Raw genomic sequence first — 18389 nt, 5'->3', positions numbered from 1 at the left:
CCATGAACAAGCTCTGTTATCGCGTCATCTTCAACAAGACTCGCGGCCTGCTCATGGCCGTGTCGGAACTGGGCCGCAGCCATGGCGCGGCACCCGGTGCGGACGGCATGGCCACCAGTGCCGTGCCGCCGCTCAACGCTGCGCGCCTGCAGCCGCTGGCCTTCGCGGTGCTGGTGCTGGCCGGCGCGCAACTGCTGACGCTCCCTGCCGCGCAGGCCCAGATCGTGGCCGATCCGTCGGCACCGCGCTCGCAACAGGCCGTGGTGGTGACCACCGCCAACGGCCTGCCGCAGGTCAACATCACCACGCCCAGCGCGGCAGGCGTGTCGCGCAATACGTACAGCCAGTTCGACGTCAACAAGCCGGGGGCCATCCTCAACAATGCCCGCAATGACGTGCAAACCAGACTGGGCGGCTGGATCCAGCGCAATCCCAACCTGGCCACCGGCACTGCCGGGGTGATCCTCAACGAGGTCAATTCGGCCAATCCCAGTTTCCTGCGCGGATACGTCGAAGTGGCTGGCGACCGTGCGCAGGTCATCATCGCCAATCCGTCTGGCGTGACCTGCGATGGCTGCGGTTTCATCAATGCCAGCCGCACCACGCTGACGACCGGCACGGCCATCATGAACAATGGCAATCTGGACGGGTTCGTGGTCCGGCGCGGCACGGTCACGGTGCAAGGCGCGGGACTGGACAGCAGCCAGTCCGACTACACCCACATCATCGCGCGCGCCGTCCGCATCAACGCCGGCCTCTGGAGCCGCGACCTGCGCATCACCACCGGGGCCAACCGCGTCAATGCAGACAACCAGGTCGTCGAGAAACTCGACGGCGAAGGTGACACGCCCTCACTCTCCATCGACGTGGCGCAACTGGGCGGGATGTATGCCAACAAGATCGTGCTGGTCGGCACCGAAGCCGGTGTGGGCGTACGCAATGCCGGCACCATCGGCGCAGCCGCGGGCGAGGTGCGCATCAGCGCCGCCGGCCATATCGAAAACACCGGCAAGATCCAGTCCACGCAAACCGCCAGCATTGCGGCCACCAGCCTGGACAACCGTGGCGGCAAACTGCAGGCCACCAGCGATCTCGACGTGACACTGGGCAGCGGTGCCCTGGACAACCGGGCCGGCCTGCTCGATACCAGCGCCAACCTGCGCCTGCAGGCCGCCAGCATTGACAACCGCGACACCGGTGCCAGCGACCAGGGTCTCCATGGCGCGACCATCAGCGTGCAGGCACAGTCGCTCGACAACCAGCGCGGCAGCATGCTGGCCAGCCAGAGCCAGACCCTGCGCACCGAACGCAGCCTGGACAACAGCGGCGGCGTGATCTCCGCCGCCGGTGACCTCTCCATCAGCGGCAGCAATCTGGCACTCACCAATACGGGCGGCCAGATCCAGACCAATGCGACATTGCAGGTACAGGCCGCCAGCATCAGCAATACGGGGACGAGCGGCGCTTCGCAAGGCCTGCTCGGCAAGCGCCTCACGCTTGATGCAGACGTGATCGACAACCGCCGTGGCAAGCTGCGTGCCGAGGAAGCGCTCGCCATCCGTGCCGCCACGTCCGTGGACAACAGTGCCGGCGCAATTTCTGCCAGTGCGGGCGTGAGCATTCAGGATCGCGTGGATGCGCCCCCGGCACGCCGCCTCAGCGTGCGCAATGATGGCGGCCTGATCGAAACCGCCAACGCCTTGGACATCAAGGCGGCCGGCCTTTCCAACACTGACACCGGCGGCACCAGCCAGGGCCTGCGTGCCACCCGCATCAGCATCGATGCCGATCGCATCGACAATACGCGCGGTGCCATCCTCGCCAATGACAGCACCACCGTCAGCGCCAGCGGCAGCCTCGACAACAGTGCCGGCACCGTCTCGGCCGGCGGCGCACTGCGCATCGCCGACCGCAATGCCGACAGCGCCAGCGGCAACGGTGCGCTCAACAACAGCCGCAGCCTCGCCATCACCAATACCGGCGGCAAGCTCGATGCCGGCACCACCAGCATCGATGCGGCTGCATTGGGCGGTGATGGCCAGGTATTGAGCCAGCAGGCCACGACCGTCAAACTGACCGGAGGCTTCAGCAACAGCGGCACGGTGCGCAGCAATGGCAGTATCGATATCGACAGTGGCGGCACGCTTGCCAACGATGGGCTGATGCAGGCGGCAACGCTGCTCAGGATCAAGGCCCCTACCATCATGAACGGTGCGGGCGGCACGCTGGTCGGCAATCGCCTGCAGCTCAATGCCACTGATGCCCACACGTTGCTCAATCGCGGCCTCATCGACGCGCAGGAGACGGTGATCGTCACCCAGACCCTGCGCAACCTGGGAACCGGACGCATCTTCGGTGACCACGTCGCCATCGCTGCCACCACCGTGGACAACGAAGCTGAAACCGTCAATGGCGTCACATCCGCGCCGGTGATCGCCGCCCGTGACCGTCTCGACATCGGTGCAGAAAACGTCAACAACCGCGAACACGCCATGCTCTTCGCCGGGGGCGACATGGCCATCGGCGGCGCGCTGGATGCCGGCAACCGGGCTACGGGCCAGGCGGGAACGGTCAACAACAACAGTGCCACCATCGAAGCACAGGGCGCACTGGACCTGTCTGCGCGTACCATCAACAACACCAATGAACATTTCAGCACCGAGGTGGTGGAGGTCTCGCGCGAGCAGAAGCGCGAGTTCCAGTATTCCGGATCAGCCACGCGCTATGACAACAGCCAGGTCGCCATCATCAACGATGAAGCCGACGACATGTGGCTGCGCGACGCCAACGGCAACCCGTCGGTAAAGCTGGGCAATGACTTCAACCGTTATGACTACACCCGCGTCATCCAGGAAAGCCGCGTCAGCCAGAGCGATCCGGCGCGGATCTGGTCGGGGCAGGGCCTGCGCATCCGTGCTGACGTCCTGAACAACGACAAGAGCCAGATCATCGCCGGCGGCACCCTGACCGGTGCCATCGGCACGCTCAACAATACGGAAGTGCCGGGCCAGCGCATCATCACTGACAGCGGCACCGCCTTCCACTTCTACAACATCGAGAAAAAAGGCCGCGACGAACAAGGCGTCTCCAGCACGGGCTACTATCCGGGCCAGATCGTGCAGGCGATCAGCCTCACCCCCACGGTCTACCAGCAGAACACGGCCGTGGCCGGCAGTGGTACCCAGGTCGGCCGGCTGAACAACGCCGCCATGACGAATGGCGTGCGTGTGCCGGGCGTGGCGCTGGCCATTGGTGGCGGAGGCGCGATCCGCCTGCCCGACAACAGCCTGTTCTCGATCAACACCAACCCGGCCCTGCACTATCTGGTGCAAAGCGATCCGCGCTTCACCAACTATCGCACCTGGCTCTCGTCGGACTACATGCTGCAGCAGCTGAACGTGGACCCGACCCTGACGCAGAAGCGCCTGGGCGATGGCTTCTATGAACAGAAGCTGGTACGCGAACAGGTGGCCGAACTGACCGGCCGCCGCTTCCTCGACGGCTACAGCACCGATGAGGCGCAATACCGCGCCTTGCTGGAAGCGGGGGTGACCGTGGCCAGGCAGTACAACCTCAAGGTCGGCGTGGAACTGAGCGCCGCCCAGATCGCTGCGCTCACCGCCGACGTGGTGCTGCTGGTGGAGAAGGACGTGGTCCTGCCGGATGGCAGCACGACCAGAGCGCTGGTGCCGCAACTCTACGTGCGCCTGAAAGACGGCGACATCAACGGCCACGGTGCGCTGTTGGCGGCCGACAGCATCAATCTCAAGATCAGCGACAGTGCCAACAACAGCGGCACCATTGCCGGCCGCGACCTGCTGACACTGGATGCGGCGACCATCAACAACAATGGCGGCCGTCTCACCGCCAAGGACGCAACGGTAGTGGCGGCGCTGGATGTGAACAACATCGGCGGCACCATCGATGCCGGCGACAAGCTCAGCGTGAGCGCCGGGCGCGACCTGAACCTGGTGACGACCACGCGCGACACCGCCACCGAGCAGGCGACCCGCACCAGCGTGGAACGGGTGGCAGCCCTGTACGTCACCAATCCTGGCGGCACGCTCACGGCCACGGCGGCTCGAGACATCAATGCCAAGGGCGCGCAGATTGCCAACAGCGGCGAGGGTGGCAGTACCACGCTGGCAGCAGGCAATAACGTCAACCTGGACACGGTGACCGAGAAATCCACCCAATCACTGCGCTGGGATGCCAACAACTATCGCAAGGAAGCGATGAGCAGCGAGGTCGGCAGCACCATTGCTGCCGCCGGCGATGTGCGGGTGATGGCGGGCAACGACATCAATGCGCGGGGGGTGAACGCCACCAGCGACAAGGGGGCCATCAATCTGGCAGCGGCCAACAACGTCAATCTCGGCACTGCCGAATCGCGGCAGCAGGTCGATGAAGGGCACCAGACCAGCGGTAGCAGCGGGTGGCTGTCAAAGAAGACGGTGACCACGCGCGATCAGGTGGACCAGTCGCAAGCCTCGGGCAGTACCGTTTCCGGCAATACGGTCAGCGTGGCGGCGGGCAAGGATGTGAACGTCACGGGCAGCAACGTGGTCTCCACGCGCGGCACGCAGATTGCGGCGGCGGGGGATGTGAATATCGTAGCGGCCAGCGACAAGTCCGACAGCACGCACGTGCGCAATGAAGTGACCAGCGGTCTCTTCAGCGGCGGGGGCTTCGGGGTGACCATCGGCAAACAGGAGATGGACAACAAGAATCGCACCGTCAGCAGCACGGCGGTGTCGTCCACGGTGGGCAGTACCGAGGGCAATGTGGCCATCAGCGCGGGGAGTGGCTACAAGCAGGTCGGCAGCAATGTGATGGCTCCCAAGGGGGACATCGATATCCTGGCGCGGCAGATCAGCATTCTGGCGGCGACGGACAGCGAGCGGAATACGCAGGATGTGGTGTTCAAGCAGAGCGGCTTGACCTTGCAGATTACCAGTCCGGTGTTGTCGGCGATTCAGACGGTGCAGCAGATGAAGAAGGCGGCCGAAAAAACCACCGATGGACGGATGCAGGCCCTGGCTGGTGTCACGGGAGGACTGGCCGCGTCGAATGCCTATGACGCCATCAAGGCCGGACAGGGACAGACGATCTACACCAAGGATGCGCAAGGCAACATCATCGATCAGAAGGATGGTCAGATCGTCACAGGCGAGAACCCGGACGGCACGCTCAAGAGCCGGGATGCGAATGCAGCTGACAAGGTAGGCGGTATCAACCTGTCCATCAGCCTGGGTGCGAGCAAGAACGAAAGCCATGCTCAATCCAGTGCCAGCACTGCACGCGGTTCGACCGTCGCGGCAGGTGGCAACGTCAACCTCACCGCCACGGGCGGCGGCGTTGCCAGCAACATCGTTGTGCAAGGGAGTGATATCAAGGCAGGTGTCAATGCCACGCTGAAGGCAGACAACGAAGTCAGGCTGGAAGCCGCACAGAGCACGACCGAACAACATAGTACGAACAAGGGCATGTCGGGTGCCATCGGTGTCTCGATTGGAACCAGCGGCTTGTTGTTTACAGCCAGCGCATCGGGAAGTCGCGGTCACGGTGATGGCAGTGATGTGACGCAGGTCAACACGCATGTAGGCGCGGGCAACAAGCTCACCATCGTTTCTGGTACGGACACCACGATCAAGGGGGGCGTTGTCAGTGGCAAGCAGGTAGTGATGGATGTGGGCACCAGCGGAAGAGGCAATCTGAATATCGAGAGCCTGCAAGACACCAGCACCTACAAGAGCAATCAGCAGAGTCTGGGCGGCAGCATCTCGGTGGGCATGGGGCAGATGAGCGGTAGCATCAACTACAGCAAGTCCAGCACCAACAGCAACTATGCCAGCGTGATGGAGCAGTCGGGTGTGAAGGCAGGTGACGGCGGCTTCCAGATCAATGTAAGGGGCAACACTGATCTGAAGGGCGCGGTGATTGCCAGCTCTGACAAGGCGGCCGCTGACAACAAGAACAGCTTGAGCACCCGGACGTTGACACAGAGCGATATCAAGAATACGGCTGAGTATGACGCGCAGGGTGTGGGGATCGGTATTGGCTACAGCACTGGCAAAGCCAACCCGGTCGGTCGTGATCAGAAAGGGAATGCCCAGACGGGTGGAGCGCGAGTACCTGGGGCGGATTTGCCGACGACTGGAAAAGAGGGTGGTTTCTCCGCCACGCCGCCGGTCGTTACGGGAGCGAGCGGTAGTGCGTCCAGTACGACTCGCAGCGGTATCAGCGGTGGTCTGATCACGATCTCGGATGAGCAGAAGCAGCAGGAGCTGACGGGACAGACGGCGGCGCAGACTGTGGCCTCTGTGAATCGCGATGTGAGCAGCGACAAGGATGGAAGCAATTCGCTCAAACCGATTTTTGACAAGGAAGAGATTGAGAATAGAACTGCGATTGCTGGAGCGTTTACGCGGGAGCTGGGGACATTCCTAGAAAACCGTGCCAAAGAAGCTGATGCAGCCAAGGCAAAGCTGGATGCTGCGATGGATGCGGAGCGATCCAAGCCCATAGATCAACGCGATGACGCACTCTTGCGCAGTCTCGCTGATCAGTATTTGGAGGCTGATCAATGGTCAAGCAAGGGGGACTACCGGAAATACATCACTGCGATTTCTGGTGCCTTGACTGGGAACCTCACAGCCTCAACTTCACAGTTCGTCCAAGCGGCGGCGGTCAATTATTTGCAGGGGCTTGGCGCAGAGCAGGTCAAGAGGATCGCCGATGGACTGGATAGTGATGCAGCCCGTGCGGCCTTACACGGAGTGCTCGCTTGCGCGGGTGCAATGGCCAAGGATGCAAGTTGCGCATCGGGTGCGCTCGGCGCTTCAGCGGGTGCTGTCATCAATAACCTTCTTGGTTCTGTTGATGGTTTTAGTAACGAAGAGAAGGAGGCTCGGAAGAATCTTGTCACAACTATTGTGGGAGGGATTGCGACAGCCGCAGGAAGTGGCGAGGCAGCCAATGCAACTTTGGCGGCGCAGTTGGAGACAGAAAATAATGCTTTGGCGAGCAATGTTCGTCAGCTCGTCATTGGTATGCGGCGTTGTTCTGCCTCTACCAGTTCATCGTGTTTTGAAGAACTCAAAGAGAAAACTGAGGAACAAAAGCTTCAGTTCAATGCGGTACTGAAAAGCGCCTGCTCCGGTGATGGCGCAACGCTCTTGTCGTGCCAAGATAAGATTCGTGCGGGTGAATCTGCGTATCCCTACATTGGATTGGCAATGGCTTATGCCAAGACCGATGAGCAAAAGGCGTATGTCAAGCAGTTGCTAGCGGAGCAGGAGAATGATTTGGTTGCGCAATTCTCCCGGTTGGAGGCGCTGGGGGCGCAGGCTTCTCTAGTTGATCATTTGCTCGTCGAGTTGGCGACTACGATTGATAATCCTGCGGTGGTTGTCAGCTCGTTGAGTTCCCTCCGCGAGAGGATTGCCGTTAGCCGTGCAAAGGCCTCTTATACGCCAAACTCGGGAAGCGTGGCTAATATGAAAGAGTTTTTTGAGAACTCCGACTTTGGGTCTGAAATACGTGCTGGCAGTAGAAAATCGAATACCCGTTACGACGGGCAAAGTGTATACGTCGCTGAGCGTAATATAGGAGACAAAATTCAGAAGGGTGATCAGTTGTATCTGGATGGGAAGCATAAGGATCATCTCGAAGTTTTCGACAAGAATGGGAAATTCCAGGTCGTTCTAAATTTGGACGGAACAACGAATAAGGAAAAAACTAGTGCGGCAATTAAACAAGGAAGAAGGCTGAAATGAAAAAAGAAGAAAATTTGGATGTAGTGCAGGAGCTGTTTACCTCGCTGGCCAAAGATATAGGTTTATCAAAGGAAGAAATGATGGCTGAGAGTGGTAAACAAAGCAGCTGGGCTCTTGACTATGGAATATCGCTTGATCAACAGTTCGGTAAGTATTTGGATAGACTAATTTTCTTATTCAGCCTATCTAAAAGAGCAAAGATCGAAAAAGATGATTTGGCAGCCTTTGCTGCTTTGCTAGGGGCTAGGTTGTATGCCCACAAGTTAATGAATCTCTTTGAAAATATCGAGGATGAAATTGATAAAGTCTTGTTCAGGGATGCCAGATTTATTTGGCCAGAAATTCCTGAAAACTACGATTTCCCCGACCATTACGGTGTTACTGGCTTTTGAAAACAATGAACTGGCAAAATTTGCTAACAGGAGAAGAAGATGAGATTGCTGCGGGGTCGGTTTTTCGAGTAAAGGCGGAATGGCCGTACGAGGAAATTGTCGATTTTATGTTGCTTTATCTCCCTAGTGAGAGCAGTACGCACGCACTCATCGTTTGCACTGGGATGAAAGCAGGGCGAGTTTTGATAAAGTTACCTCCGGAGGCTGACTGCGGTGGCCGTGCTATCTCGAAAGATTGGTTAATTAGGAAATGGGATGAATGGGTCTATCCACAATGTGCGATAGAAGATGTTCTAGTTGCCAGGCGGTACGAGGTTGAATCTTGTGGCCGATGATCTAACCAGCAGCTCAATGGCCTGGACGTGGAGACGGCAGTGACGTCACGCAGATCAATACACACGTTGATGCGGGCAACAAGCTCACCATTGCATCAGGTACGGATACCACGCTCAGAGGTGCGGTGGTCAGCGGCAAGCAAGTGGTGATGGATGGGCGTGGCTGCAAGTTCAGCGCTGATGCCTGATATTGCTGAACAGATCAAAAAGTTAGGATTGCCTGCAGCGGTGGAAAGCGCTGTGTCGCTTGCGGCGGCCTCGGCAATTGGTACTGCAGTGGAAGGAGGCGCTGGCGCGGTTAGTGCTTACAACGTTGATTTGAATAATCGGCAGGCGAGTCCTCCTGAGATTCAAAAGATCAAACTGTTGAATTGCACTGAAAACTGACCCACTTTTTCAGGAAATTTGCACCCTAAGTCGACCCATGTTTAGACCACAATCCTGCTCATGACAGCGAGCGGGAGAACGGAGTGATAGACGTGGCCCTACTTGGAATTACTCGACGCTGGTACATCAGAGATCGCATCTCAATTCGAGAGATCGCCTGCAGGCTCGACATTTCCCGCAACACAGTTTGAAGATACATTCGATCGGAAGCAGTTGAACCGTCCTATCACACAAGGCAATCATCAAGTTCGCTCGATGAATTCGTACCTCGGTTATCCACATGGCTAACCGCTGAAGCAGCCAAATCTCGAAAGCAAAGACGAACCCTGAAACAGATGTTCCTGGAGCTGAAAGAACTGGGATATGAGGGATGGTACGACCGTGTAGCTTCCTTTGGATGGCAGTGGAAGGTGGGTCAATTGGAGAGGGTCAATTCTGCGAGAAAATCAACAGCTGAGCGACATTCAATGATCATGAAGGGTTGCATTGAAAGCCACTCTTTGTTCGGTCGGACGACGGAGAAGGGTTCACAGCGGCCAAGGTCAGGCGCTGGCTGCGGGATGCCTCGATTGGTCCTACAAAAAGGAACCGTGAGATGTATAAAAGCGAAGAACGTGTAACTTATCAGGCACTAAAATTATGGGCGCTTGACTCATATTTCGATTTTTGTAGAGATAGCGGGTTGGTAGGCCAGTGGTCACACGAGCAAGTGATCGCGAGGGTTGATTATAGTTTTGAGGAGGGGTTTGAACGTCCCATAGAGGATTTGATGTGGCGAGTCATTCTCCTGATTTTGTCAGGAGGTTGGCATGTGGAATTTGCAGAACGTAACCGAGCATTGATTGCTGATTTGATTGTCGAAAATGGTCTGCAGAATATGCTCTCTGATTTGCCTTTAGAAGAGGCAGAGATATTCGAACATGATCTAAAAATTCTTAAGTTAATTTGATAAAGAGATTATTTAAATAATAGGAAGGCAGGAGTGATTAAGTGACCTTGCCATGGGACCAAATTATCGGCTGTATGGGACATGCGGAAACTGCTCCCGAGGTTATGGATTTGCTCAGGAAAATCGATGGTTCAGTTACGATCTCCGAGACGCCACCGGAGTATGGAGATAATCTTAATCATACTAAATACTATCAATTTCACGATGCTGGTATTGAGTGCGGTATTCGCCATGAAAAGCTTTGTTATCTGGCCCTTTTTCTTGAGAGTAATGATAGTTACAAAGCTTACGATGGCGAAGTCTGCGGGAAAAAAAGCGTGAATTGGAGTTTTGAGGATGTTATTGCTCATTGGGGTGAGCCGGATATAACTGGAGGCGGTACAACTGATCCTTTACTTGGGTACGTTTCCTCTTGGATTAAGTACGTGTTTGATGGCTATGCTTTGCATATGGAATTTACAAACGATAAGAAATTGTCGCATCTAACTTTTTTATCAGTCTGAGGCAACGCTGAACAGGTAAGCGAACTAGTTTTTCGGCCGGTTTAAAAGTCGCCGTTAATTTTTTTGAATGTTCTTGTCGACCAGGATAGCAATTCGTTCAATACGATTTCGTGAGGGAATTTATATTTGTTTTTTTCTCTTAGGAAATTCTTCATTTCCAAAGAAGGTTGAGTACCCATTTATTAAAATTTCGGCGCAGAGGCGATTTATCTAAGAGGCAGTGGAGGTTGAGAATGTATTTGGTAATTCGTCTTCCTGGTAGTCTCCGCGCGGAGAGCTTGTTGAAGCTATCCCACGTACCTTGCCTTTGCAAGATAAAAGGCGGGGTATTTGAATTATGCTTTTTAGATCCTTTGCCCGAAGCAGCAGGGATTGTTCACGATTGGGATACTGGAAAAATTAACGAGAGAGCTCTCGCAGGAGGAGGGGGAGCCTATCTGTATTATTGCTTTGGAACAGTCACAATTCGACGAGAAGAAAATGATATTTACAAGATTGTTGATCTGTCGTTTTTCCAAGCTAGCTATCCCGGATGGTTTCCCATAATTGAGAATGAGGTGTGGTCTCATCCTGTGTGTAGATACTCTCAGGAAGAGCTCGATGAAATCGAAAAGATCGATTCTATGCTGCCTCCATTAAAACTATCAAAAAAGAAGAGACGCCTGTTACGTCTGTTGGAGGAAGCGCCCCAAAAAAAGGAACCATGAAATTTAAAAAAGCGAAGAACGTGTAACTTATCAGACATTAATTTGATAAAAAGTGATGTTCGATAATTTTGAAAAGACCATTCGCTGGTCCTTGCTGCTGCCTGTGTAGTCGACAACATCGCTGGCTCGAACTCCTGTATGTCGGCATCACCATTCCGGATCGTGCGTATATGCCCTTCGTGAAAGCAAATAGTTGATGAAGGCTTTAACAAATAGTGATTTGAGAGATCTACAGCAGAAAGTGGAAGCCTTGTCGGACAAGGCGGAGCCTCAGGCGACGCTAACGGTTCTGTTGAGATGGATTGAAAGTCATCAGGAGAAAATGATGAGCCCGCCTTTCAGCGACTATGGTCTTGATAAATTTTCTCAGTTCAAATTGGAAGATTATCCGGTATCGAAATCTTCATTACGGGGGAGAGAGTTAGAGCATTTTAGAAGGACAGTGAGCAAACTGAGTCTGAAAGATCTCGCCTTTGTAGCGATGTTCATTCGCGATTCATTAGAAGCATTGCTTATGCCTGAAGTCGATGGTGAGTGCCCAAGATGTAACGGTTATTCCATTGCGGTCTTCAAGAATAAATGCGATGGAAAACTTCTGCTTCTATGCAAGACATGCGGATTTGGCTGGTATTTTGATGCCGCACAAGATACTGGCGGCAAGCGGGAATACGAATTTGCTACCGAGAGGGAGCTTCGCGAATACGGACTAGTTTAAGTCGCGAGGATGTCATAGATATGAGGTGCTGGAGGTTGCTATAAGCAACCGACGAGAGGTTTGGAAGTAAGCTAGAGATCGAGTAAGACATATCATCTTGCTGGCGGGCTATACATCAATTGCTCAACCGATGTTTTTTGAAAAAGCAGATATAGAGTATGGAATACTGGCATGGCACCTGCCCCATTTGTGATCAAGGGCGTTTGTTCATTACGCTGAATCACGATGCAGGTGAGCTTTTCCTCCTCTGCGAAGAGTGCGAGTCAGCTTGGCGCAAGCCAGAGGAGATTGATGTTCGAAGTCATCATGGTTTCGAAGGAGCGAAAATTCGTCGCGCAAATTCGGCGGAGATTGAAAGTTTCGGTTGGTCTCGCTACACATTGAATCAGATCGAGTGATTAAAGCACGAATGCCACTTTAGTATTGAGCGGCTACAAGGACGTGATTACCGCACGTGAGCGCTGGACAAAGAAGCAATTTGGCGAAGAATAATATTCGGCACGCACCAGATATGTTTGAGTGTTGGAGTGACCGTACCCCAGAATTAGTACCGGTCTAAAGTAGAAATTTCCGGCTTCTGACCGTACCCCAGAATTAGTACCGGTCTAAAGTAGAAATTTCCGGCTTCATAGATATGTCCGATTCAGCCCTTTCCCTTGCCTGTCGGGCGAATTCGGATGGCGTGGCCCACTGCAATGCAGAGTGAGGACGGGCTTCATTATAGTACTGCCGCCATTCCTCAATCTTGGTCTTCGCATCATCCAAAGACAGGAACCAATGTGCATTGAGGCACTCCTGCCTGAATCGGCCATTGAAGCTCTCGACCTTGGCGTTGTCCGTCGGCTTGCCTGGCCTACTGAAGTCCAGTTCCACTCCACGCTCATAGGCCCATCTATCCATGACCTTGGAAATGAACTCGCTGCCATTGTCGACCTTGATCGTCGTTGGCAGTCCCCGATAGGTTGCGATTCTGTTCAGCGTATTGACCACATCATCTCCCTTGAGATTTTGGCCCACATCGATGGCCAGGCTTTCTCGCGTGTAGTTGTCCACGACCGTCAGTGCGCGCAAGCGCCGACCGTCGAACAACGCATCGGCAACGAAATCCATGCTCCAAATCTGGTTGATGGCAGTAGCGATCTGCTTGGGCTGACGCAGCCTGGCCGACTTGTTCCTCTTAGGCCGTTTCAGGCGCAAAGACAAGCCCTCTGCCTGATAAAGGCGATAAACCCGCTTATGGTTGTCCGGCCAGCCTTCCCGCTTTAGCATCACGTGTACACGGCGATATCCGTAATGAACACGTGTGGCAGTGATTTCCTTGATGCGCATGACCAATGGCGTGGCGTCACGTGCCTTGGACTGATACGCATACAGCGAACGCGACATCTTGAACAAGGCACAGGTTTGCGTCAGGCTTGCCTGGTATCGGTTACGCAACTCTTCAATCAGCAGTCGCTTGCGAGAAGGCTTCAGAGCTTTTTTGCCAGTACATCCTGAAGCATGGCTTTGTCCAGAGACAGGTCTGCTACCAGCTTTTTGAGTTTGGTATTCTCTTCTTCCAGCTGTTTTGGCCGTCGTACTTCTGACGGCCCCAATCCACCGTATTTCTTCTTCCAGTTGTAGAAGGTCGCATCCGAAATTCCCATCTTCCTGCACACCTCTTCTACCGGCGTTCCCAACTCGGCCTGCTTCAATGCGTAGGCAATCTGTTGTTCGGTAAATTTGCTTCTCTTCATGGCATGACTCCTCTTTTTGAGATCAAAAGCATGCCGGAATTTCTATTTCTAAGCGGTACTATTTATTGGGGTAGGGTCAGGGCTATGCTGATGCTATAAGTAGTTCACAACGCGGCTTTGACGCGAAGGCAGGTGGAATCCTATTTCGAGTCTATATTGATTTGAAAACTGGTCTGGTCACTAACTTCCATCCTCAATAAATAATATGCTATGAAGATATTCGAAAACATAAACTATAAAATTGATCCAGATTGGATTGTCAAGGTTTTTTTCAATTCACTTGAATCTCAAAATCGTTTCTTGTGGGCGTTACGCCTAATGGTTGATAGAAGAGGGTGCGCAGTCAACTACGATTATTGCTTTTTCTCCGATTTAAGCGATCCAGATCCTGAGTATCATTTTTTAGGTGTAAAAATCGGTTTCGGTGACAATGAAATACAGCTAACGGATGAGGAGTTCGCAGAATTTCTCGGGCGAGCTTGCGAGAGATATATGCAACTGCATCCGGAAGAGAAGGATGAGGTTACTTCTATTCTTCAAGGGTGATCAGGGGAATGGCAAGCCATCTGCTGCTGCGTCCGACGTGGTGCATGAAATAGCGCTAAGCAGACCTGACCTGAGACGAATTTTGTAGCCACCGGTTAATCCAGTGGCGGACACGACTTGAGGATTAAATAATGGCGTGGAAAAAATTAGTTACGTTGGAAGACTGTGAGTACATCATGCATGGTGCAATTTTTCGGGTTAAAGGAGTATGGCCTTACGAAGAATTTGTCGATTTCATGTTGGTGGACATGGCGGATGACAGGACTAGACATGCTTTAGTCGTTTCGTCTGGCGTGAAGGCCGGCTTGGTTCTGGTGCGACTTCCCCTAGATTCAGGTTCTCCTACAGGGAACACTCTATCGAGAAAATGGCTGATCGAAAATTGGGGGAAATGGGTTTATCCGCAATGCTCGGTACAAGATGTTTTTTTTCTTCCACGCTACGAGGCTCAAGATCCTGAGTGAGTTTGGGCTTAAAAATGCAATTCTTAACATTGCAAATTGCTGGGGTAATCCCGTGTTCGTCATGAAAAGTGGGAAATTACGGCACCAACCTCAACAACACCGGTCCGCTGGTCCGCCAGCACGTGGTCCCGACCGGTTCGGCCAGCTACACCTACGTCAACAGCCACACCTTCAGTGCGAATGATCGTCGCTATGACGCTTCCGGGGCAACGGCTCGTCGCAGTTGCTGGACTCCAAGTCGGCATGGCTCTGTATTCCCAGGAAAGACCTTTTAAATATGTATTACCTAATTATTTGGGATAAATGGCTAGCCGCTACAGGTCAAGATGGATGCCTCAGGAAACTTGAGATACCAATCGACTTGGCGAAATTTTTTTTTCGATTGGAAAGTGGAAGTTTCCCAGTCCTTTCTCAACTAAGTTTTGACGACTACGATTTGTTTTCTGATACTCAGCTTGAATTGCTTATTCAAGAATTGCAGAATGTTCCGGCTACTGATCGATCCATCACTGATCAAATTAACTCAATGGTGCAAGTAATCCGCGATGCTAAGTCGTTAGGAAAAAGCATCTTATTTGATCCGTTTCGCAGAGACTAGTGTCCTGTCCCGCTGATACGTGAGCAAGTCGATGGAGCTTTTCGAGGATCGAGTCTGCGGTAGCGGTCCACTTGAACGGCTGGCAATTCGCGTTGTAGGGGGCGATACGCTGCACGAGTTGCTTGGCGCTGGTGAAGGATCTGCGGCGGATGGCCTTATCGGTGATTAGCGAGAAAAACCGTTCGACTTGATTAAGCCACGAACTGTATATCGGGATGAAATGCATATGCCAGCGTGGTCTGATGGCTAGCCAGGTCTTGATTTTCGGGTGGCTGTGAGTTGCGTAGTTGTCGCAGATGCAGTGAACGTCCAATTCGGCCGGATGCGCTACGAGATGCCGGACCATCTTGTACGATTCGAGTTTTCAGACGATATGCGCGTCTACGCAGTGACCCTGATGCCTGAGCGGAATTCGTCGTTATAACCTAAAGCAGAAGATCATCGGCCGTATTGATGGCGGCTGATGTTTTGCCATGTCCTTGCAGGTAAAGACCATGTATCTCACCATCCTCCTCCCTGACAACCTCAACACTGAATCGATGCTGCGCCAGCCGAATATCCCCTGCTTCTGCAAAAAGGGCGGCGGCAAGCTCGAACTGTCGTTTCACGACCCGTTGCCGGAAGCCACAGGCTTCATTCATGACTGGGATTCGGAGAAGATTGATCAGCGTGCACCCGCAGGCGGGGGAGGCGCCTATACGCACTATGGCTTTGCGATGGTGACGTTGCGGCGAATCGATAAGGACAATTACAACATCCTTGACCTATCCTTTTTTGAGACGAGCTATCCCGGCTGGTTTCCGATCATCCGGGATGGTGAATGGGCAGAGCCAGTTTCTTTCCACACCCCCGAGGAACTGGCAGAAATCGCACGCGTTGAGGCGCTCTACCCGCCGGTGAAGCTGTCCAAAAAGCAGAGGCGACGCTTGCCCCGAGATTCAACAGACTGATCAATCCCTGCACGACGAATCCGCTTCACCCCACCCAGATCGCGAATCAACACCCGTCCATTTCCCCCTCATGCCACCCTTCCAGTACATCGCATCCCACCCGCACCTGCGCCCTCTCGAAGAACACTGGCAAAGCATCCGCGACGAATACCTGCAAGCCGCACATCGCGTCGTCGAGTGGCCGGAAAAAGATCTGCACAACGGCCTCTGGGATGTGCTCGGCGTGCATTACCCCGACCAGCGCATGCCCGGCGAAATGCTGTGCCCCGTTACGCACGCGATCGTGCGCCAGATTCCCGGGCTCTTCATGGCCGGGTTTTCCGTGCTGCGGCCGGGCGCGATGATCCTGCCGCACCGGGGAGCCGTCGAGGGAGTCTTGCGCGTACACCTGGGCCTGATCTGCCCACCGGGTGCCTGGCTGGAAGTGGAAGGACAACGCCACGTGGCGCGCGAAGGCAAGATCGTGGTGTTCGATGATCTGCGGATCCACGCCGCCGCCAATCAGGATGACAGCGACCGCGTCGTGCTCATCGTCGATGTCTGGAAAGACGGCCACAGCCCTTGAGCGCAAGCATCCCGCTCACGCCGCCAGGCCGAACTCCTCCAGCGTATAAGGCTGCCGCTGCTGCAGCACCTCGCGCAATTCCATCGCCTTGCTGAACAGCCAGCCCTGTGCATGAATCTGCGGTGCGATGCTGCGTATGAGCTGCAATTGCTCTTCCGTCTCGATGCCCTCGATGACCACCTTCAGCTCCAGCTCGGTGGCCAGGCGCAGCAGGTTGGGGACCACCGAGCGCAGCGGTGAACCGGTGCTCAAGGCACTGGTGAAAAGCCGGTCGATCTTGATGCCGTCGAACTGCGCATAGGACAGATGCGACAGATTGGCACTGCCGGTACCGAAGTCATCGATCCAGATCGCAAAGCCCGCCTGGCGCAACAGCTCGATGTTCTGTGTGAAAGTGGCCGAACGGATGTCGGCACGCTCGGTGACTTCCAGATGCAATTGCGGGCGCAGGCCCGGCGTGGCCGCCGTCAGTTCGAGCGCGAACTCGATGAAGTCCGCATCCTCGATGTCGGCCACCTCGGTATTGACCGCCAGCACCAGCATCGGATCGGCCTGCAGCAGATCCTGCATCTCGCGCAGCGCACGCGCCAGTACCACCTTCGCGAGCGCCGTGCTGAGCCGGTTTTGCGCCGCCAGCGGGACGAAGATGTCCGGGCCGATCTCGGGTTCATCCGCCGGGCGCCAGCGCGCCAGCGCTTCGTATCCCTTCAGGCTCAGGTCGCGCACGCAGACGATGGGCTGGTACAGCAGCACGATCTCGTCATTGGCGATGCCCTCGCGCAGCTTCTCCACCACACCCTGATTGCGGCGCAGGCGCAGATGCATCAGGTAGGCCAGCGCACCCAGCAGGAAACTGCCCGCCAGCAGCGCCACAAAACTCAAGGGCTGGGCCAGCGCAAACCAGTGCAGGCGCGCGCTCGCCTGGGCGCACAGGGCCATGTCGCGGCTGCATTCGGTGATGTCGATGCCGGGCAGCAGGTCCATCGCGCCGGCCGGGTTGTAGCGCAGGCCGTCGCGCTCGGCATAGGTGTGCGTGCCGTTGCCGTTGGTGATGCGCAGCGATACATCCTGATAGAAACGATTGAGATCGAAGGTCGAGGGCGAGGCGATGGCCAGGCTGCGGTTCAGGGCCACCAGGTTGGTCTGGTAATGCGTCTGCAGCACTTCCTGATGGCTCCACACGCTGAAGCCGCCGCGCGCATGATAGTGCGGCTCAGGCAGGCGGGTGAGCTTGTCCAGTTTGCCCCACAGCGCCGTACAACGGACCACGCCCTGCTCGATGCGGCCCAGGTCGGCCACATAGCTGTTGGCATAGGTGATGTTGCGCAGGATGGTGAGGTCGCCCTCCGAGCACATCTCGAAGGGACTCGCTTCGGCCCGGCGCAGCGCATCGGCGGTGGCGCGTCCGGCGTCTTCCGCACGCTGCAAGGCCTGCATCGACGAGGCGTCGATGTGGCGGATCTCCGAAATGGTCAGCGCGAGCTGCGCCAGAAAGACGCCTCCGACCATGCTGGTGCAGGCCCAGAGGAGAATTTTCCAGGAGGAAACGCGCCGGAAGACTTTGCGATTCATTGCTGAGACAGTAATTATTTCGCGCAAGCTTAATTTAAAACCGCGTCTCCTTATTCGGTTTTTTTCGTTGGCGATTGTTTTGCATCGTGTTTTGCGGCGATTTCCCAGCGCGCGGTAGAAACGCGCATCGCAAGTGATGCGCGCCATCCACGAATCTCGCCAGTCCTCGCTGCCACGCGGATTGGCTCACGC

The 18389-nt window shown here is 55.1% G+C and carries 17 protein-coding genes and 1 pseudogene; 15 read left to right on the top strand and 3 right to left on the bottom strand.

Features of this window, described 5'->3' with window-relative positions; all coding sequences use genetic code 11:
* The first annotated feature begins 2 nt into the window (after positions 1-2).
* The 10 genes from MKD49_RS22175 (at position 3) to MKD49_RS22135 (ending at position 12164) form a co-directional block, all read left to right on the top strand.
* Positions 3-7778 carry a hemagglutinin repeat-containing protein gene (locus MKD49_RS22175; RefSeq protein WP_252697387.1) on the top strand — a complete coding sequence of 2592 codons (7776 nt, stop codon included), beginning with the start codon at positions 3-5 and terminating at the stop codon, positions 7776-7778.
* Positions 7775-8170, top strand: a complete 396-nt coding sequence (locus tag MKD49_RS22170; protein WP_252697386.1) for a hypothetical protein — start codon at positions 7775-7777, stop codon at positions 8168-8170. The genes MKD49_RS22175 and MKD49_RS22170 overlap by 4 nt, the downstream gene beginning before the upstream one ends.
* Before the next feature lie 5 nt (positions 8171-8175).
* On the top strand, positions 8176-8505 hold the full coding sequence (gene imm45 / locus MKD49_RS26605; RefSeq protein ID WP_371925503.1) for an Imm45 family immunity protein: 330 nt from the start codon (positions 8176-8178) through the stop codon (positions 8503-8505).
* A 53-nt stretch (positions 8506-8558) separates the two neighbouring features.
* Positions 8559-8693 carry a hemagglutinin repeat-containing protein gene (locus MKD49_RS22165; RefSeq protein ID WP_252697454.1) on the top strand — a complete coding sequence of 45 codons (135 nt, stop codon included), beginning with the start codon at positions 8559-8561 and terminating at the stop codon, positions 8691-8693.
* Positions 8659-8892, top strand: coding sequence for a hypothetical protein (locus MKD49_RS22160; protein WP_252697385.1), 234 nt, complete (start codon positions 8659-8661; stop codon positions 8890-8892). Before MKD49_RS22165 ends, MKD49_RS22160 begins: the two co-directional genes overlap by 35 nt.
* A gap of 595 nt (positions 8893-9487) precedes the next feature.
* Complete coding sequence (locus MKD49_RS22155; RefSeq protein WP_252697459.1) at positions 9488-9841, top strand: hypothetical protein; 354 nt, start codon at positions 9488-9490, stop codon at positions 9839-9841.
* A 41-nt stretch (positions 9842-9882) separates the two neighbouring features.
* Complete coding sequence (locus MKD49_RS22150; protein ID WP_252697384.1) at positions 9883-10344, top strand: hypothetical protein; 462 nt, start codon at positions 9883-9885, stop codon at positions 10342-10344.
* Between the two features lie 281 nt (positions 10345-10625).
* Positions 10626-11051 (top strand): hypothetical protein, encoded by a 426-nt coding sequence (locus tag MKD49_RS22145; protein ID WP_252697383.1) that lies wholly within the window; start codon positions 10626-10628, stop codon positions 11049-11051.
* A gap of 196 nt (positions 11052-11247) precedes the next feature.
* Positions 11248-11766: a hypothetical protein gene (locus MKD49_RS22140; RefSeq protein WP_252697382.1), complete on the top strand. Its 519-nt coding sequence runs from the start codon at positions 11248-11250 to the stop codon at positions 11764-11766.
* Positions 11767-11924: 158 nt separating this feature from the next.
* Positions 11925-12164, top strand: a complete 240-nt coding sequence (locus tag MKD49_RS22135; protein ID WP_252697381.1) for a hypothetical protein — start codon at positions 11925-11927, stop codon at positions 12162-12164.
* Positions 12165-12360: 196 nt separating this feature from the next.
* Here MKD49_RS22135 and MKD49_RS22130 read toward each other — a convergent pair.
* A protein-coding gene (locus MKD49_RS22130; RefSeq protein WP_252697380.1) for an IS3 family transposase occupies positions 12361-13502 on the bottom strand; the annotation gives its coding sequence in 2 pieces (ribosomal slippage) (positions 12361-13250 and positions 13250-13502; 1143 coding nt in all).
* A gap of 210 nt (positions 13503-13712) precedes the next feature.
* On the opposite strand from MKD49_RS22130, the gene cdiI reads away from it, so the two are divergent.
* The 3 genes from cdiI to MKD49_RS22115 all read left to right on the top strand — a co-directional run bounded on the left by cdiI (position 13713) and on the right by MKD49_RS22115 (position 15110).
* Complete coding sequence (gene cdiI, locus MKD49_RS22125) at positions 13713-14048, top strand: ribonuclease toxin immunity protein CdiI (RefSeq protein WP_252697379.1); 336 nt, start codon at positions 13713-13715, stop codon at positions 14046-14048.
* A 131-nt stretch (positions 14049-14179) separates the two neighbouring features.
* Positions 14180-14512: an Imm45 family immunity protein gene (gene imm45, locus MKD49_RS22120; RefSeq protein ID WP_252697378.1), complete on the top strand. Its 333-nt coding sequence runs from the start codon at positions 14180-14182 to the stop codon at positions 14510-14512.
* A 277-nt stretch (positions 14513-14789) separates the two neighbouring features.
* Complete coding sequence (locus MKD49_RS22115) at positions 14790-15110, top strand: hypothetical protein (RefSeq protein ID WP_134137324.1); 321 nt, start codon at positions 14790-14792, stop codon at positions 15108-15110.
* On the opposite strand, the pseudogene MKD49_RS22110 reads toward MKD49_RS22115, so the two are convergent.
* Positions 15107-15438: pseudogene (locus MKD49_RS22110) on the bottom strand (transposase); the annotation flags it as partial. The gene MKD49_RS22115 and the pseudogene MKD49_RS22110 overlap by 4 nt on opposite strands.
* 166 nt (positions 15439-15604) lie before the next feature.
* Here MKD49_RS22110 and MKD49_RS22105 point away from each other — a divergent pair.
* On the top strand, positions 15605-16060 hold the full coding sequence (locus MKD49_RS22105) for a hypothetical protein (protein WP_209567833.1): 456 nt from the start codon (positions 15605-15607) through the stop codon (positions 16058-16060).
* Between the two features lie 70 nt (positions 16061-16130).
* Positions 16131-16625, top strand: a complete 495-nt coding sequence (locus tag MKD49_RS22100; protein ID WP_252697377.1) for an aspartyl/asparaginyl beta-hydroxylase domain-containing protein — start codon at positions 16131-16133, stop codon at positions 16623-16625.
* 15 nt (positions 16626-16640) lie between these two features.
* Here the strand turns inward: MKD49_RS22100 and MKD49_RS22095 are convergent, their stop codons facing one another.
* The gene (locus MKD49_RS22095) at positions 16641-18197 is read right to left on the bottom strand and encodes an EAL domain-containing protein (RefSeq protein WP_252697376.1); all 1557 of its coding nucleotides are present in this window, start codon (positions 18195-18197) and stop codon (positions 16641-16643) included.
* Positions 18198-18389: the final 192 nt, after the last annotated feature.

Source organism: Herbaspirillum sp. WGmk3 (assembly GCF_023952535.1).
GTDB classification, from domain to species: Bacteria; Pseudomonadota; Gammaproteobacteria; order Burkholderiales; family Burkholderiaceae_D; genus Herbaspirillum; species Herbaspirillum huttiense.
Note: the sequence above shows the minus strand (reverse complement) of the source record. Positions and strands in the feature narration are given on the sequence as shown.

Coding starts and splice junctions, on each gene's coding strand:
- MKD49_RS22175 (WP_252697387.1), top strand. CDS start 3: ATGAACAAGCTCTGTTATCGCGTCATCTTCAACAAGACTCGCGGCCTG.
- MKD49_RS22170 (WP_252697386.1), top strand. CDS start 7,775: ATGAAAAAAGAAGAAAATTTGGATGTAGTGCAGGAGCTGTTTACCTCG.
- imm45 (WP_371925503.1), top strand. CDS start 8,176: ATGAACTGGCAAAATTTGCTAACAGGAGAAGAAGATGAGATTGCTGCG.
- MKD49_RS22160 (WP_252697385.1), top strand. CDS start 8,659: ATGGGCGTGGCTGCAAGTTCAGCGCTGATGCCTGATATTGCTGAACAG.
- MKD49_RS22155 (WP_252697459.1), top strand. CDS start 9,488: ATGTATAAAAGCGAAGAACGTGTAACTTATCAGGCACTAAAATTATGG.
- MKD49_RS22140 (WP_252697382.1), top strand. CDS start 11,248: ATGAAGGCTTTAACAAATAGTGATTTGAGAGATCTACAGCAGAAAGTG.
- MKD49_RS22135 (WP_252697381.1), top strand. CDS start 11,925: ATGGAATACTGGCATGGCACCTGCCCCATTTGTGATCAAGGGCGTTTG.
- cdiI (WP_252697379.1), top strand. CDS start 13,713: ATGAAGATATTCGAAAACATAAACTATAAAATTGATCCAGATTGGATT.
- imm45 (WP_252697378.1), top strand. CDS start 14,180: ATGGCGTGGAAAAAATTAGTTACGTTGGAAGACTGTGAGTACATCATG.
- MKD49_RS22115 (WP_134137324.1), top strand. CDS start 14,790: ATGTATTACCTAATTATTTGGGATAAATGGCTAGCCGCTACAGGTCAA.
- MKD49_RS22105 (WP_209567833.1), top strand. CDS start 15,605: ATGTATCTCACCATCCTCCTCCCTGACAACCTCAACACTGAATCGATG.
- MKD49_RS22100 (WP_252697377.1), top strand. CDS start 16,131: ATGCCACCCTTCCAGTACATCGCATCCCACCCGCACCTGCGCCCTCTC.
- MKD49_RS22095 (WP_252697376.1), bottom strand. CDS start 18,197: ATGAATCGCAAAGTCTTCCGGCGCGTTTCCTCCTGGAAAATTCTCCTC.